We start from the raw sequence: 14,240 nt of genomic DNA, 5'->3' as shown, positions 1-14,240 counted from the left end.
AATTAATTTATAAAAGGTAGTTAAAATGACTGAAAAACAGAAAATAGAAATTAATCAACTAAATTTAGAAATAAAAAAATATCATGAATCAATATGAATTCTTATCGACAAATTTAATGAATTAAATAATCTTTATAAACAACAAAAAATAAAAATATCAAATACTAAAAAAGAACAAGTATATAGGGGCGTTGCCCCTAGTTGCTTCGCAACTTACCCCAGTGGCGTAAACGCCACGGCCAACCAACCAAGGTTCTGGTTGGCTTCGACCAATAATATAGGTTTACTCTATTTTAACATCTTTCTTATTTTTCTTAGAATATTTATTTCTATAATAACAAGCACGGCATACAGTATTTTCAGTTTCTTTCTTTTCAGTTTGTAATATATTATCCAACTTATCTAATCCTACTACTCTAATATCATCAACAGTAAAATCTGGAATGGCAACCCTTTTTAGGACTATTTTTTGGTAGACATTTGTTTTTGATAACTAATTGGAGTTAGGTTGGATGGGTTACACTTTATTGGACACTAATTACATAGACAAGTGAACAAATTAGTTAAAAGAAAGGAATTATAATTATGGTCACTATTAACTCATATTCAGATGAATTTAAAAAACAAATAGTAGCTTTATATCAAAGTGGCAAATCAGTATCTTGCCTTGTTAAAGAATACAATGTTACAAGAGCAGCTACTTACAATTGAATTAAGCAATTTACTAATTCAGGTAGTTTTAAAACTAAAGATAATCTTTCAGATTTAGAAAAACAATTAATTCAAGCAAATAAAGAATTAAAACAGTTACGAATGGAAATTGATATTTTAAAGCAAGCAGCACTAATAATAGGCAGAAAGTAGAGATTATTGCAAATAATAAATCTAAATATAAAATTCGCACAATGTGTCATTTTTTAAAACTCTCTAAATCAACATATTATTTTAATTTAAAGAAAAAAAATAAAATTCAAAATAATATTTATGAACAAGCTGTTATTAGTGCTTTTAAAGAAAATAAAGAAGTTTATGGTACTAGAAGATTAAAAGTCATACTAGCAAACCAAGAAATTTATTTATCACGCAGAAAAATTAAAGAAATTATGAATAAGCATAATTTAATATCAAAATACACTAAATTATCATTCAAAAATCATAATAATAAAGTCAATGATAGTCAAATAACCAATCTTGTTAATAGAAACTTTAATAATAGAATTAAAAATGAAGTTATTGTTAGTGATTTAACTTATGTTCAAGTTAATGGTAAATGAAACTATATTTGCCTATTAATCGACCTATTTAACCGCGAAATTATTGGACATAGTGTTGGAGTTAAAAAAGATGCATCATTAGTATATCAAGCATTTATGCAATCAAATCACTGTTTAAAAGATATTGAAATATTTCATACTGATCGCGGTAATGAATTCAATAATAAAACTATTGATAAACTTTTATTAGCTTTCAACATAACTCGATCTTTAAGCAAAAAAGGATGTCCTTATGACAATGCTGTTGCTGAAGCAACTTTTAAAACTTTCAAAATTGAATTTATTAATGATAAAAATTTTACATCATTAATCCAATTAAAATTAGAATTATTTGATTACATCAATTGATATAACAACATAAGAATTCACAGTACTCTAAACTACCTAACTCCAATTAGTTATCAAAAACAAATGTCTACCAAAAAATAGTCCTAAAAAGGGTTGCCATTCCAATCATTAATGTACCTAAATTAAAACCTAAATCACCAAGTGGAAAACTAAAAAACTTCATAAAAATTGAAGCAAATAATTGCATAACCGTTGTAATAAAAGGTATAAACATAATTTCACATCCTAATGTCTTGTAAATCTAAATAATCCTAAAATTAAATAAAATACAAAACTAACATTTATTAAAGCAAGAATAGGCAAAGGTAAAGTGTATAAACTATCATAAAAGAACGACTTAATAAAAAGTGTCACAGTATGTAATCCAGCAAATGAACTTAAATACTGCATATAAATAGTTTGTACCAAAGTATTAACAACTGGTAAAAGTCTACCCAATAAAGGTAAAACAAAAACCAAACTAAAAAATAACTTTACCATTTGCTTACTCCTTTCTAATTATTAATGAGTTCCATGGATAATATGACCAACAAACTGCTTAATAAATACAAGAACCATAAATACAATTGAAATTAACACTGGTCAATTTGTAAGTGTCCCACCATCGCCAGTTGTAAATACTCAACCAAAAATATAAGTAAAAGCATTTAATAATTGTTGTCCTACACCACCAATCATATTTAATAATGCTGATAATCCAGCGGGCATATTAATCACCCCCTTTCTCTAATTCTTTTTGTTGTTTTTCCATTTCTAATTTACGTTTCTTCTTTTCAAAATCTTTACGACAAAAAATACAATCAGGCTCACTATCATTCTCCTTTATATGTTTTTTATGTTTGAATTTCTGTATACCCTCATGTATTCAATTACGACAAAATCAAAGTATAAGACAAAACCCACCAATATATAAAGCATATTTTATAATCTCCTTAAAATCCATTTTAAACACCACCTAACGTATAAGCATAAGAATAATCCCAATTTAAACTTGCTCTATCTAAATTAATCTCAGACATACTATCATCATTTAAATCAATATCAATCATGCTGTCATTTGTACTTTGATAATCACTAACACTAACATTAATTAATCTTGCTCTTTCATCTGTAAATACTTCTTGTAATTCTGTATTATTATGTGTATTTCCTAACGGTAACAATAAAGTATTTATAATCTCACTTGCTCCGGCAATAATAGTAGGAATAGCAAAATAATTACTAAAATCATTATTAATACCCATTGCTACACCACTACTAATCAAACAACCACCAGTTCCCATATTTGCTATTTTACGTATAGTTTCAAACCTATTAGGTATTAACTCAGTTAAACCACTAATAAGATTTGCTATACCAAAACCATTTAAAGATATATAAGTATCTCAATCTACAAAAGGTACATCAATTATTGGTTTAACAGTTGTAAAGGGTGGATAAGTTGGTCTTGGGGGTTCAGTAGGGCAAGGTGGTCAAAAACAAGATTCATCTCTTAATAAAAAAACTGACTTATCTACATACTGAACAAACTTAGCATAATTAACTAAACCAATTGTTCCTAATCCTAAAAATATCTTTTTATAACTATTAATAACTTTATTTCTAGTAGTTGGTCTTTGAATAATATTTCATATATCAATTCCTAACTTTTTACTAAATAATAAAGAATTAATAGAACCTAATACTGGGTCTTTTAAATATTGACCATAATAAGCACTAATTCCAATCATTGCACTTAATGGGCTTATTCCAGTTCTTAAAATTTTAGTTAAAGTATAATTACTAGTTTGTTCAAATTCATTAATAGGCATAAATAAAACTCCTTATTTTATAAAATATAAGGAGCTTATATATGAATTATAATCTAATCCATTAGGGGCTTAAAATGAAAAATATATAATCCATATATAAGCCCCTTATTAAATTCTTAGTTTATACATTATTATTTTCATTCAGTAATATCTACAATAGTACCGGATAAATCCAAAACTAAATTATAATAATTACCGACTTTTAAATTTAATTTATGTAAATATTTTGAAAAGTCATTAACAACTGTTGGATTATACCATTTATCCCTTACTTTACCAGTAGGAATATTCGTTTGTTTATTAATTTCCAAAAAGGTTAAAACATCAAAATTTAAAAATTTACCTTGATTATTTTTATCGGGTATCATCTTATCTTTTTCAATATTAACTAATTGAGTTTTAAACATAAAAATTGCTAATCCTTTCTATAAATTTTAATAAAAAAAATAATAGATTGAATTGGCAAACAATTAAGTAATTAAATTAAAAATATTATAAATACAAAATTAATTTAATAAATAAAAAGTTTTTAATATTAATATTTAACTATTCCTTGGCTGGAACTGTTACCAATTCAAATAAGTTAAATATCATTTAAAAACTAATCTAAAACAATATAAACTTATAATAATATATTACTAAATTTTATAAAAATATCAATAAATATACAAATAAAAAAAGTAAGCATTCTTTAATTCCAGCCAAGAAAAATAAAAAATACTTACTATAAATTAAGTATAGCAAAACAACAAAAAAATACAAATATAGTATATATATATATATATATATTACTTGAAAAAATTTAAAATTAATGTAAAATACGATTTTTTAAAAATATTTTTTCAATTTTAGTTTTATCAAAAACTTTATAAAGAAAATCTAAAACTTCATTTTTATTAAATTTAATTTTTAATCAATACCTAAATCGCAAACTTTCTAAACTAACATAATATTGAAAATCTTTAAAATAATCACTAACAGCAACATAATCATAACTTCCACCAATTAAATGAGTAACACCTTGTTCATTCGGTTTAGTTTTAAATAAATAAAATTCTTTTGCTTTTTCACATGCTTGTACTAATTCTTGTAAACTTAAAGTTTTAGTACCACGAACTACAAGCGGATTTTTACAATTTCTACTAAAAGAATATGTTTGAATACCAACATCTTTTTGATTTAAAGATTTAATATTTTCTTGTACTTTTGTTACATATTTACTTAAATACTTAACTACAAATTCATTTGTTCCTTTATGTACAACTTTTAAATCAATACCTTTATTATTACCAACGTGTGGTCATCATTTAGTTATCATACTATAAGGTATTTTACGATTAAATAATATATGAAAATGAACTGCACCACGTTTTTGATATTCATAAACATAAAAATATCTTAATTCACCTAAATGTTTAGAACGTTTAGGGTCATTTCATCAACGCTTTAAACGTTTAAAGAATAATTGTAAATCATGTTTTGCTTTTTTAATATCAGTTTCATTTTTATGATAAGTTAAAGTTAAAAAACTTAAAATTCTTGCATTATAAAAATTATGTAATGCTTTTTGAACTAATTTGCATTTAGTACGAACATTATTATTTCTTAACTTAGTAATATTACCAATATTTTTTACACCTAATTTATTTCTTTCATTTTTCAAAATATCAATAGGCAAAACAACATTTTTAACATAACAAGCATAAAAAATCTTTTTAACATAAAAATTATATGAAATATCCATTTATAAACATTCCTTGGCTGAAATTTCTATAAAAATAAAATTTGAATGATTTATAAATAAATATAAATCTTTATATATCTTATCATAGAAAATAAAAAAAGTATCAAACTTTACACTTGCGGTGAAAAATGATACTTAACCAAGAAAAATTATATTCTAAATATAAAAAAATACGTAATAAATATTTAATTGAAGATAATCCAGAATTAAGTAAAAAATGAGGACAAGAAATGAAAATTAGTGGACAAAAACATACAATGAAATGAAAAAAAGTAATGGAGCAAGAAAAAAGAGCACTAAAATTAAAAGAAGATTGCCAAATTTTGGAAAAAGAAATTAATGAATTAGAAATAATACTTAACCAAAAATTAGATAAAATACCTACCATTCTTAATAATAATTTTAATCATATAAAAAATAAGGCAAATGATGAAAAAATAGATAATTTACAAAATATACAACATACAGTAAAAGAATATAAACCAAATTTATAATAATAAAATTGTTATTATTCATAGTAACAATTTTATTAATTTATTACACATATATCTAATTTCTTATATCTTTTATTTTTTCTGATATAGTACTTAATTGTAAACTTAATATAAGTTTTAATTTTTAACCATTACTTTAGTTTAAAAGTAAATGGTTTTTTATATTTTAAAAAAGGAGATAAAAAGAAAAATGAAAATACAAAATAAAATTATACTAAGTTCAACCATTTTCGGTGAAGTTATAGGAAATATTGCTGGATGATATTCAATCCCAACAATGATTGCTGAATGATTAGATATTATGGAATATGATTTTATTGATAATTATATAAACAATGATTTTAATCCATATCGTTCTACAGTTAAGGGTGTTTTAATATGAGGTTTAATTTCAGCAGTAACAATGGCAATAACTTCAACTGTTAGTGTAAAAACTATTGAATATGTAAAAGTACTTTATGAAAATAGAAGACAAACAAATAGTAGAGAAATTGATGAAACAACACCTTTACTATCACAAACACAAATAAATTCAATAAATAATAATGAAGTAGAACCACCATTAGTATTAAATCCAGCAATAAGTGCAATTTTATAATTAATATGGAGTGGAAAAGATATGAAAAAAATATTATTACTACTTGCAATAAGTAATACTTTATCAATGACCAATAGTAATTTTTCTTATAATATTAATTCAAATTTAACAAGTATAATAAAAAGTAATGATGAAATTAATTTTTTAGCAACAGCAGATATTCATGCTGGATATCCTCAATCAGTTAGTGACAAAACAATTAGTGCCCTTGCTAAACATTTACCAGAAAATAATAATAGAGGTGTTATTATTTCTGGTGATTTAACAGGTTATGTTAAATATACAGGGAATTTATTTTCTTATAAATTAATGTTAGCATCAATCTCTAATCATCTTTTAGCAGGTTTTGGTAACCATGATTCTGATACTACTTGTAAAGTTAACCAAACTTGACTTAACCAAAATATTGTTAAACAAAATGCTATGACAGCAACTCACTTACTCTATTATACTTCAAAAAATGAAGTTTCTGTATATTCTTGAAATTGATTAGGTATACATTTTGTTCAATGCAGTTTAGCGCCAATTAATAAAGATACTTCAGGTTGAAATTTTGGAAGAAGTGATCCTGGGCCAGCATTAACTGAATTACAAAAAGATTTAGAAATAAATGTTGGTTTGAGTAATATGCCAATTGTTTTAGCTTTTCATTATGGATATGATGATTTTTCAATTGATCAAGAATGATGAAATAAAGAACAAAGAACTGAATTTGAAAATGCAATTTTAGCAAAATACAATGTTATTTTAATGTTAACTGGACATCAACACTTTGTGCCAACCAAATATGATGAAAAAATAATTGCAGTTAATGTTGGTAAAAAAACAATTTATGATGTTTTAAGTGGTAGTGCACTTTTTGGTGGTTATTCTGAAATTTCTATAAATAAAACTAACAAAGAAATTACAATTAAACGTCATAACGTACAACAAAATGATGAAATTGTTATTAATAAAAAAATTAAATATTAATTAAAATTAAAAAGTAAGTTTTATTAAAACTTACTTTTTTTAAATATACAAATTTTTTATTTATTATAATTTGGTGCTTCTTTTGTTAGTTCAACATCATGAGGATGTGATTCTCTTAAACCAGCACTTGAAATTTTTACAAATTTAGAATCTTGGATTAAAGATAAAATATTTTTAGCACCAACATAACCCATACCACTTCTAATACCACCAACTAATTGAAAAACAACATCTTGTACTTTTCCTTTAAAAGGAACGCGTGCTTCAATTCCTTCTGGCACTAATTTTTTAATTCCTTTTTGAAAATAACGATCACTACTACCACGTTTCATGGCAACTAATGAACCCATACCAACATAATTTTTATATTTTTTACCATTGACAATAATTTCCTCACCTGGTGATTCTTCTGTTCCGGCTAAAATGCTACCTAACATTACACAATTGCTACCAGCAGCAATTGCTTTTACAATATCACCAGAATATTTAATACCACCATCAGCAATGACAGTTACGTTTTTATTTTTTGCTCAATTATAAACATCATTAATAGCAGTAATTTGTGGAACACCAACTCCTGCTATTATTCTAGTAGTACAAATGCTACCAGGACCAACACCAACTTTAATACAATTTGCGCCAGCTTCATAAAGTGCTTGTGCTCCAACTGCAGTACAAATATTTCCAGCAATAATATCTAATTTTGGATAAGTTTTACGAATTATTTTAACTGTTTTTAAAATCCCTAAACTATGACCATGTGCTGAATCAACAACTAATACATCAACTTTTGCTTTAACTAATGCCTCAACTCTTGCTAAAGTGTATTCACCAACACCAACAGCAGCACCAACTCTTAATCGTCCTTGATCATCTTTACAAGCATTTGGATAATCAATAGCTTTATCAATATCTTTTGTTGTAATTAAACCAATCAATTTATTATTTGAACCAACAATTGGTAGTTTTTCAATTTTATTTTTTAACATAACTTGTTTTGCTTGTTCGATTGTTGTTGTTTTATCACCAACAATTAAATTTTTGGTAGTCATAATATTTTTAACTAATGCATTATCATTATCAAGATATTTCAAATCACGATTAGTAACAATTCCAATTAGTTGATTTTCTTCATTTACAACAGGCAATCCAGAAATTCGATAAGTACTCATAATTGATTTTGCTTCACTAATTAAAGTTTGAACACCAATAGTAATTGGATCAGTAATAAAACCTGACTCATTTCTTTTCACTTTTTGTACTTCTAAAGCTTGTTCAGCAATTGATAAATTTTTATGAATAATGCCAATACCACCAACTCTTGCCATGGCAATTGCTAGATCAGATTCAGTAACTGTATCCATAGCAGCAGATAAAATTGGAATATTTAATTCAATTTTATTTGTTAATTTAGTTTTTAAAGAAACTTGATTTGGTAAAACTTCTGAATATCCTGGAACTAATAATACATCATCAAAAGTAATTCCTTCACATATTATTTTTTGATTTAAATCTTTATTCATAGTTTACTCCCATTCTATAGTACCTGGTGGCTTTGATGTAATATCATAAACTACTCTATTAACACCATCTACTTTATTAATAATCTCATTTGCAACTTCATCTAGAAATTCTCATGGTAAATGTGAACTTGTTGCTGTCATAAAGTCAATTGTATTAACGCTTCTTAAACTAACAACATAATCATAAGTGCGATTATCACCCATTACGCCCACAGTTTTAACTGGTAGCAAAGTGGCAAATGCTTGTGATACTTGATTATATATATTTTTTTCTTTCAATTTGGTAATAAAAATATGATCAACTTCTTGTAAAATTAAACATTTTTCTTTTGTTACTTCTTCTATAACTCTAACTCCTAATCCAGGACCAGGGAAAGGATGACGATTAATTAATGTTTCAGGTAACCCAAGTTTTAAACCAATTTCTCTTACTTCATCTTTAAATAAGGTTTTTAATGGTTCTAACAATTTAAATTGTAAATCATCAGGTAAACCACCAACATTATGATGAGTTTTAATTGTTTTTGAACTTGCATGTTTACTTGAAGATTCAATAATATCTGGATAAATTGTTCCTTGTGCTAAAAAATCAGCCGTTTTAAATTTTCTTGCTGCTGTTGTAAATACATCAATAAATTGTTTACCAATAATTTTTCTTTTTTCTTCAGCATTTTTAACACCTTTTAAGGCAGTAAAAAAATGTTTACTTGCATCAATCATTTCAAGATTAAGTTTAAAATTTTGTTTATAAATTTCCATCACATCAATTGCTTCATTTTTTCTCAATAAACCTGTATCAACAAAAATGCAAGTTAACTGTTTACCAATTGCCTTAGAAATAATGGCAGCGGCAACTGAAGAATCAACTCCACCACTTAAACCTAAAATAACTTGTTTATCTTGGACTTTATCTTTAATTTCTGAAATTTGATTACTAATAAAATCATCTAAACTTCAATCTTTCGTGCAACTTGCTATTGTAAATAAAAAATTTTCAATTATTTGCTTACCAAATTCTGAATGGGTAACTTCAGCATGAAATTGGATACCATAAATTGGTTTAGTCAAATGTGCAATTGCTGAAATTGAAGAATCAGAATGAGCTATTTGTATAAAATCTTTTGGAATTTTTGTTACATGATCAGCATGACTCATTCATACTTTTGATTGATTAGCAACTTTTTTAAACAATTTATTATTTGGTTGATCAAGATATAAAATTGATTTTCCAAATTCTTGTTCATCTGCTAATTCTACTTTCCCTTTAAAATGATTTGTCAATAATTGCATGCCATAACAAACGCCTAAAATGGCAACTGGTAAATTAAAAATTGCTTGATCAATTTTATAAGCATTTTGTAAATAAACACTTGATGGTCCACCAGATAAAATAATTGCTTTTAAATTGGGATATGTTTTTATTTTTTGATAACTAATATTAAAAGATAAAACTTCAGTATAAACATTTGCTTCTCTTACTCTTCTTGCTAATAATTGTGTATATTGACTTCCAAAATCTAAAATCAATACTTGTGTATTTATCATTTTTATTCCTCCAAATATAATAGTAATTAAATCATTTTTTGACAAAAAATAAAATAGATTACACTAATAATTATTTTATGATAAATTTTAATTTCTTTAAAATATAATTAAAAAAATTGAAATTAATGATAAGAACATATGAAAAAGAGTAATCATTTATTAATGATTACTCTTAAAAGTTAAATTATATTTTAAAGAAATTAAGTTGTAACTGATCTGGCTTCATTTTCATGAATTTTAATTCGTTCTAATTCTGTTTCGGGTTCATTAAGTAAATATTTTATTGCTTCTTCTTCAGTCATTGGTATGAATTCTTGATCTAATTGATTTTGATAATCTAAATTTGATGCTAAGCGTATTTTTAATTTTGGTTGATAATAAATAAAATATCAAATAACAGCAATTGCAATAAACATTCAAAACATTAAGAACTCAATAATAACAGCTATTAATACTTCGCCTCTTTTATTAATCATGTCATTAACCATGCCATAATTAAAAACAACAAACTGACTAAGCAAAAATAAACCACAAGCAACAAAAATAATTCATTCTCAAATTTTAATTTTAATTTGTTTACGATAACCCATAACACATGTGGCAGCTAATACAAAAATATATACAGCAATAGTAATGTTAGTAGAAAATCCTAGTACTGTATTAAAATCAAAAGGTGCACCAATTAAATCTGGGATTATTAACATAATAATACAAGCAATAATAGTAATAATTAAATTAGCTGTACTAGCACGCATTGCAATATTTTCTTTATTTAATTTGGCTAATTTTTCAGTAATATATCCTTCTTTGGCTAATGGTTGAATCATACCACCAGAATATAAAGAATTTTGCATAGCACCATTTAATTTCAATGATAAAGTAGAAACAACTAGTACAATCATACCAGTAATACCAGCAATTCCTGATATAACATTATTTGGATTATATTCATTAGTAGCTCCAGATCAACCATTTTGGCCATTTGTACCGTCAATAGTAATGGCACCAAATATTAATACTGATACAGCTAAATAAAAAATAGTTGATAATAATAAAACTATTAAAATACCTTTACCAAAGTTTTTAGTTGGATTTTTAACATTTTTTCCAACAACAATAAAAGTTTCAAAACCAATAAAGAAATAGAAGAATCCACTAAATGCATTATTAATTTTTGGTAAAGTTAAATTAATGTTTTTTGTTCCTTCAGCCGCTTCTGAAAATGCTAAACCTTTATTAGTTACTACCAAAATAATAGCACAAACAATTAAAAACAAAGCAGAACCTCATTTAATAATACCAGAAATATTAACAAATCAACGAAATCCCTTCATTCCAAAATACATGCAACTAGCAACAGCAGCATAAATAAAAATACCAATACTATCAATAATTAAACTTGATCATCGTTCAGGAGCTCAATCAAAAATTGATAATTGATCTAAATTCACTCGAAACATAGAAATAATAGTTACAATAATTGTTGAAGGTAAAGTAATATATTGAATAAAACCAATTATTCAACCTCAAAAACGACCAAAAACTCCACGAACATAAACATAAGCGCCACCATTAGTGTCATGATAAACACGACTACATTTAGTAAAAGCAAGTGCAGTTCCCGCAGCAATTAAAGCACATAATAAAATAACTCATAGCATATATAAACCAACGCCACCATTATTTCAATAATAAATGCCAATTAATGCCATTGGAAATGCAATACCACAAGTATAGTTAAAACCAATTCATATTAATTCATTAAGACTAATTTTTTCATTATTAGCACGAGATGATTTTGCTCAAAATTTTAATTTTTTTAAATTAAACATTCAATTAGTAATTCCTTTCAAAAAATAAATTATTTTTAATTATAACTTAAAAAAATATTTTTATGATAAAAAATATTTTTATTTTTTAATTATCAAAATTTTATGATATTAGAACAAAAGTAGTTTTAAAGTGATTAGCAAATTAAACAATAAAATATAACAAATTATATTATTATAATTTGTTATATAAAGAATTACTAATTATTTTACTTTTAATTTTCCTTAAATAATGAGTAAAAAAAAAGGGCGGTTGTCAAAGTTACGAAATAATTAATTATCATATTAGTAACTTATTTCCGAAATTACCATTTAAAAATGATGATAGACAAATTAAATTCTCTTTTACCCTTAAATTTATATTCGTGGATGGGTTACACTTTATTGGACACTAATTACATAGACAAGTGAACAAATTAGTTAAAAGAAAGGAATTATAATTATGGTCACTATTAACTCATATTCAGATGAATTTAAAAAACAAATAGTAGCTTTATATCAAAGTGGCAAATCAGTATCTTGCCTTGTTAAAGAATACAATGTTACAAGAGCAGCTACTTACAATTGAATTAAGCAATTTACTAATTCAGGTAGTTTTAAAACTAAAGATAATCTTTCAGATTTAGAAAAACAATTAATTCAAGCAAATAAAGAATTAAAACAGTTACGAATGGAAATTGATATTTTAAAGCAAGCAGCACTAATAATAGGCAGAAAGTAGAGATTATTGCAAATAATAAATCTAAATATAAAATTCGCACAATGTGTCATTTTTTAAAACTCTCTAAATCAACATATTATTTTAATTTAAAGAAAAAAAATAAAATTCAAAATAATATTTATGAACAAGCTGTTATTAGTGCTTTTAAAGAAAATAAAGAAGTTTATGGTACTAGAAGATTAAAAGTCATACTAGCAAACCAAGAAATTTATTTATCACGCAGAAAAATTAAAGAAATTATGAATAAGCATAATTTAATATCAAAATACACTAAATTATCATTCAAAAATTATCATAATAAAGTCAATGATAGTCAAATAACCAATCTTGTTAATAGAAACTTTAATAATAGAATTAAAAATGAAGTTATTGTTAGTGATTTAACTTATGTTCAAGTTAATGGTAAATGAAACTATATTTGCCTATTAATCGACCTATTTAACCGCGAAATTATTGGACATAGTGTTGGAGTTAAAAAAGATGCATCATTAGTATATCAAGCATTTATGCAATCAAATCACTGTTTAAAAGATATTGAAATATTCCATACTGATCGCGGTAATGAATTCAATAATAAAACTATTGATAAACTTTTATTAGCTTTCAACATAACTCGATCTTTAAGCAAAAAAGGATGTCCTTATGACAATGCTGTTGCTGAAGCAACTTTTAAAACTTTCAAAATTGAATTTATTAATGATAAAAATTTTACATCATTAATCCAATTAAAATTAGAATTATTTGATTACATCAATTGATATAACAACATAAGAATTCACAGTACTCTAAACTACCTAACTCCAATTAGTTATCAAAAACAAATGTCTACCAAAAAATAGTCCTAAAAAGGGTTGCCATTCCAATCTTTAATTGCAATTGCTTGCTGAACAAAAGCCAAAGTAATAGATTTTAAATCTTTTATTTTATTAAAAACTTTTTTACCATCATGTAATATAATTTCTTTACCATTAATTAAGTCTCTAGGAGTTGTTCCTATTCATAATCCTCCATCATAATAAGGTTGGAATAAATAGTTAGCATGTTGTTTAACTTTATTAGTAACTGATTGACCATCACGATTAGGGTTAACTTCAATTCAATTACGAATTAAACCTTTTCACGTTTCTAAATTTATTTTTATCATAATTACTTTTTTTCCTTTCATTAAAATAATAAGATTTATTAAAATATTAATTTTTCTAAAATTATTTCAAAATAAAAAATAATTGGCAATTTAGCACCAATTTTAAAATATTATTAGGAAAATTAAATTAAAATAAATCTTAATTCTAATTTTATACTTGAAAAAATTAATATGTAATAAAAAATTTCTTATAAAAAAGTACTTTTTTATAAGAAATTAATTAAAAATACTTAAAAA

General features: G+C 24.7%; 16 protein-coding genes. 5 read left to right on the top strand and 11 right to left on the bottom strand.

Translation table 4 applies throughout. The features are described 5' to 3' along the window. Positions 1-585 precede the first annotated feature (585 nt). Positions 586-1,703, top strand: a protein-coding gene (locus AAHM95_RS09295) for an IS3 family transposase (RefSeq protein WP_425289637.1) whose coding sequence is annotated in 2 segments (ribosomal slippage) — positions 586-856 and positions 856-1,703 — 1,119 coding nt in all. Because the reading frame shifts where the segments join, the coding sequence is not laid out codon by codon here. Here AAHM95_RS09295 and AAHM95_RS09290 read toward each other — a convergent pair. The 7 genes from AAHM95_RS09290 to AAHM95_RS09260 form a co-directional block, all read right to left on the bottom strand. Further along, positions 1,690-1,836 carry a hypothetical protein gene (locus AAHM95_RS09290; RefSeq protein ID WP_342274727.1) on the bottom strand — a complete coding sequence of 49 codons (147 nt, stop codon included), beginning with the start codon at positions 1,834-1,836 and terminating at the stop codon, positions 1,690-1,692. The two genes, AAHM95_RS09295 and AAHM95_RS09290, sit on opposite strands and share 14 nt — an antisense overlap. 11 nt (positions 1,837-1,847) lie before the next feature. Beyond that, positions 1,848-2,102 (bottom strand): hypothetical protein, encoded by a 255-nt coding sequence (locus AAHM95_RS09285; protein ID WP_174480864.1) that lies wholly within the window; start codon positions 2,100-2,102, stop codon positions 1,848-1,850. A gap of 21 nt (positions 2,103-2,123) precedes the next feature. Then, positions 2,124-2,330, bottom strand: coding sequence for a hypothetical protein (locus AAHM95_RS09280; RefSeq protein WP_174480363.1), 207 nt, complete (start codon positions 2,328-2,330; stop codon positions 2,124-2,126). A 1-nt stretch (position 2,331) separates the two neighbouring features. Next, positions 2,332-2,565: a hypothetical protein gene (locus tag AAHM95_RS09275; RefSeq protein WP_338974507.1), complete on the bottom strand. Its 234-nt coding sequence runs from the start codon at positions 2,563-2,565 to the stop codon at positions 2,332-2,334. A 1-nt stretch (position 2,566) separates the two neighbouring features. Continuing rightward, complete coding sequence (locus AAHM95_RS09270; RefSeq protein WP_342274726.1) at positions 2,567-3,433, bottom strand: hypothetical protein; 867 nt, start codon at positions 3,431-3,433, stop codon at positions 2,567-2,569. A 131-nt stretch (positions 3,434-3,564) separates the two neighbouring features. After that, a complete protein-coding gene (locus AAHM95_RS09265; protein ID WP_338974505.1) occupies positions 3,565-3,840 on the bottom strand; it encodes a hypothetical protein in 276 nt (91 codons plus the stop codon). Positions 3,841-4,241: 401 nt separating this feature from the next. Then, positions 4,242-5,177, bottom strand: a complete 936-nt coding sequence (locus AAHM95_RS09260; RefSeq protein ID WP_342274725.1) for a rolling circle replication-associated protein — start codon at positions 5,175-5,177, stop codon at positions 4,242-4,244. Between the two features lie 128 nt (positions 5,178-5,305). Here AAHM95_RS09260 and AAHM95_RS09255 point away from each other — a divergent pair, with 128 nt between their 5' ends. The 3 genes from AAHM95_RS09255 (at position 5,306) to AAHM95_RS09245 (ending at position 7,241) form a co-directional block, all read left to right on the top strand. Further along, positions 5,306-5,671, top strand: coding sequence for a hypothetical protein (locus AAHM95_RS09255; RefSeq protein ID WP_342274724.1), 366 nt, complete (start codon positions 5,306-5,308; stop codon positions 5,669-5,671). Positions 5,672-5,861: 190 nt separating this feature from the next. After that, positions 5,862-6,269, top strand: coding sequence for a hypothetical protein (locus AAHM95_RS09250; protein WP_342274723.1), 408 nt, complete (start codon positions 5,862-5,864; stop codon positions 6,267-6,269). Between the two features lie 21 nt (positions 6,270-6,290). Then, positions 6,291-7,241, top strand: coding sequence for a metallophosphoesterase (locus AAHM95_RS09245; protein ID WP_342274722.1), 951 nt, complete (start codon positions 6,291-6,293; stop codon positions 7,239-7,241). A 56-nt stretch (positions 7,242-7,297) separates the two neighbouring features. Here AAHM95_RS09245 and guaB read toward each other — a convergent pair whose 3' ends face one another. The 3 genes from guaB to AAHM95_RS09230 form a co-directional block, all read right to left on the bottom strand. Next, positions 7,298-8,764, bottom strand: coding sequence for an IMP dehydrogenase (gene guaB / locus AAHM95_RS09240; protein WP_342274721.1), 1,467 nt, complete (start codon positions 8,762-8,764; stop codon positions 7,298-7,300). A 3-nt stretch (positions 8,765-8,767) separates the two neighbouring features. Beyond that, the gene (gene guaA, locus AAHM95_RS09235) at positions 8,768-10,309 is read right to left on the bottom strand and encodes a glutamine-hydrolyzing GMP synthase (protein WP_338975106.1); all 1,542 of its coding nucleotides are present in this window, start codon (positions 10,307-10,309) and stop codon (positions 8,768-8,770) included. Between the two features lie 200 nt (positions 10,310-10,509). Then, positions 10,510-12,141 carry an APC family permease gene (locus AAHM95_RS09230; protein ID WP_342274720.1) on the bottom strand — a complete coding sequence of 544 codons (1,632 nt, stop codon included), beginning with the start codon at positions 12,139-12,141 and terminating at the stop codon, positions 10,510-10,512. 439 nt (positions 12,142-12,580) lie between these two features. Here AAHM95_RS09230 and AAHM95_RS09225 point away from each other — a divergent pair. Beyond that, a protein-coding gene (locus tag AAHM95_RS09225) for an IS3 family transposase (RefSeq protein ID WP_338975281.1) occupies positions 12,581-13,698 on the top strand; the annotation gives its coding sequence in 2 pieces (ribosomal slippage) (positions 12,581-12,851 and positions 12,851-13,698; 1,119 coding nt in all). 2 nt (positions 13,699-13,700) lie between these two features. Here the strand turns inward: AAHM95_RS09225 and AAHM95_RS09220 are convergent. Next, on the bottom strand, positions 13,701-14,003 hold the full coding sequence (locus AAHM95_RS09220) for a hypothetical protein (protein WP_342274719.1): 303 nt from the start codon (positions 14,001-14,003) through the stop codon (positions 13,701-13,703). Positions 14,004-14,240: the final 237 nt, after the last annotated feature.

The organism is Spiroplasma endosymbiont of Phycita roborella, assembly GCF_964031195.1.
Taxonomy (GTDB): Bacteria; Bacillota_I; Bacilli_A; order Mycoplasmatales; family VBWQ01; genus Spiroplasma_E; species Spiroplasma_E ixodetis_A.
Note: the sequence above shows the minus strand (reverse complement) of the source record. Positions and strands in the feature narration are given on the sequence as shown.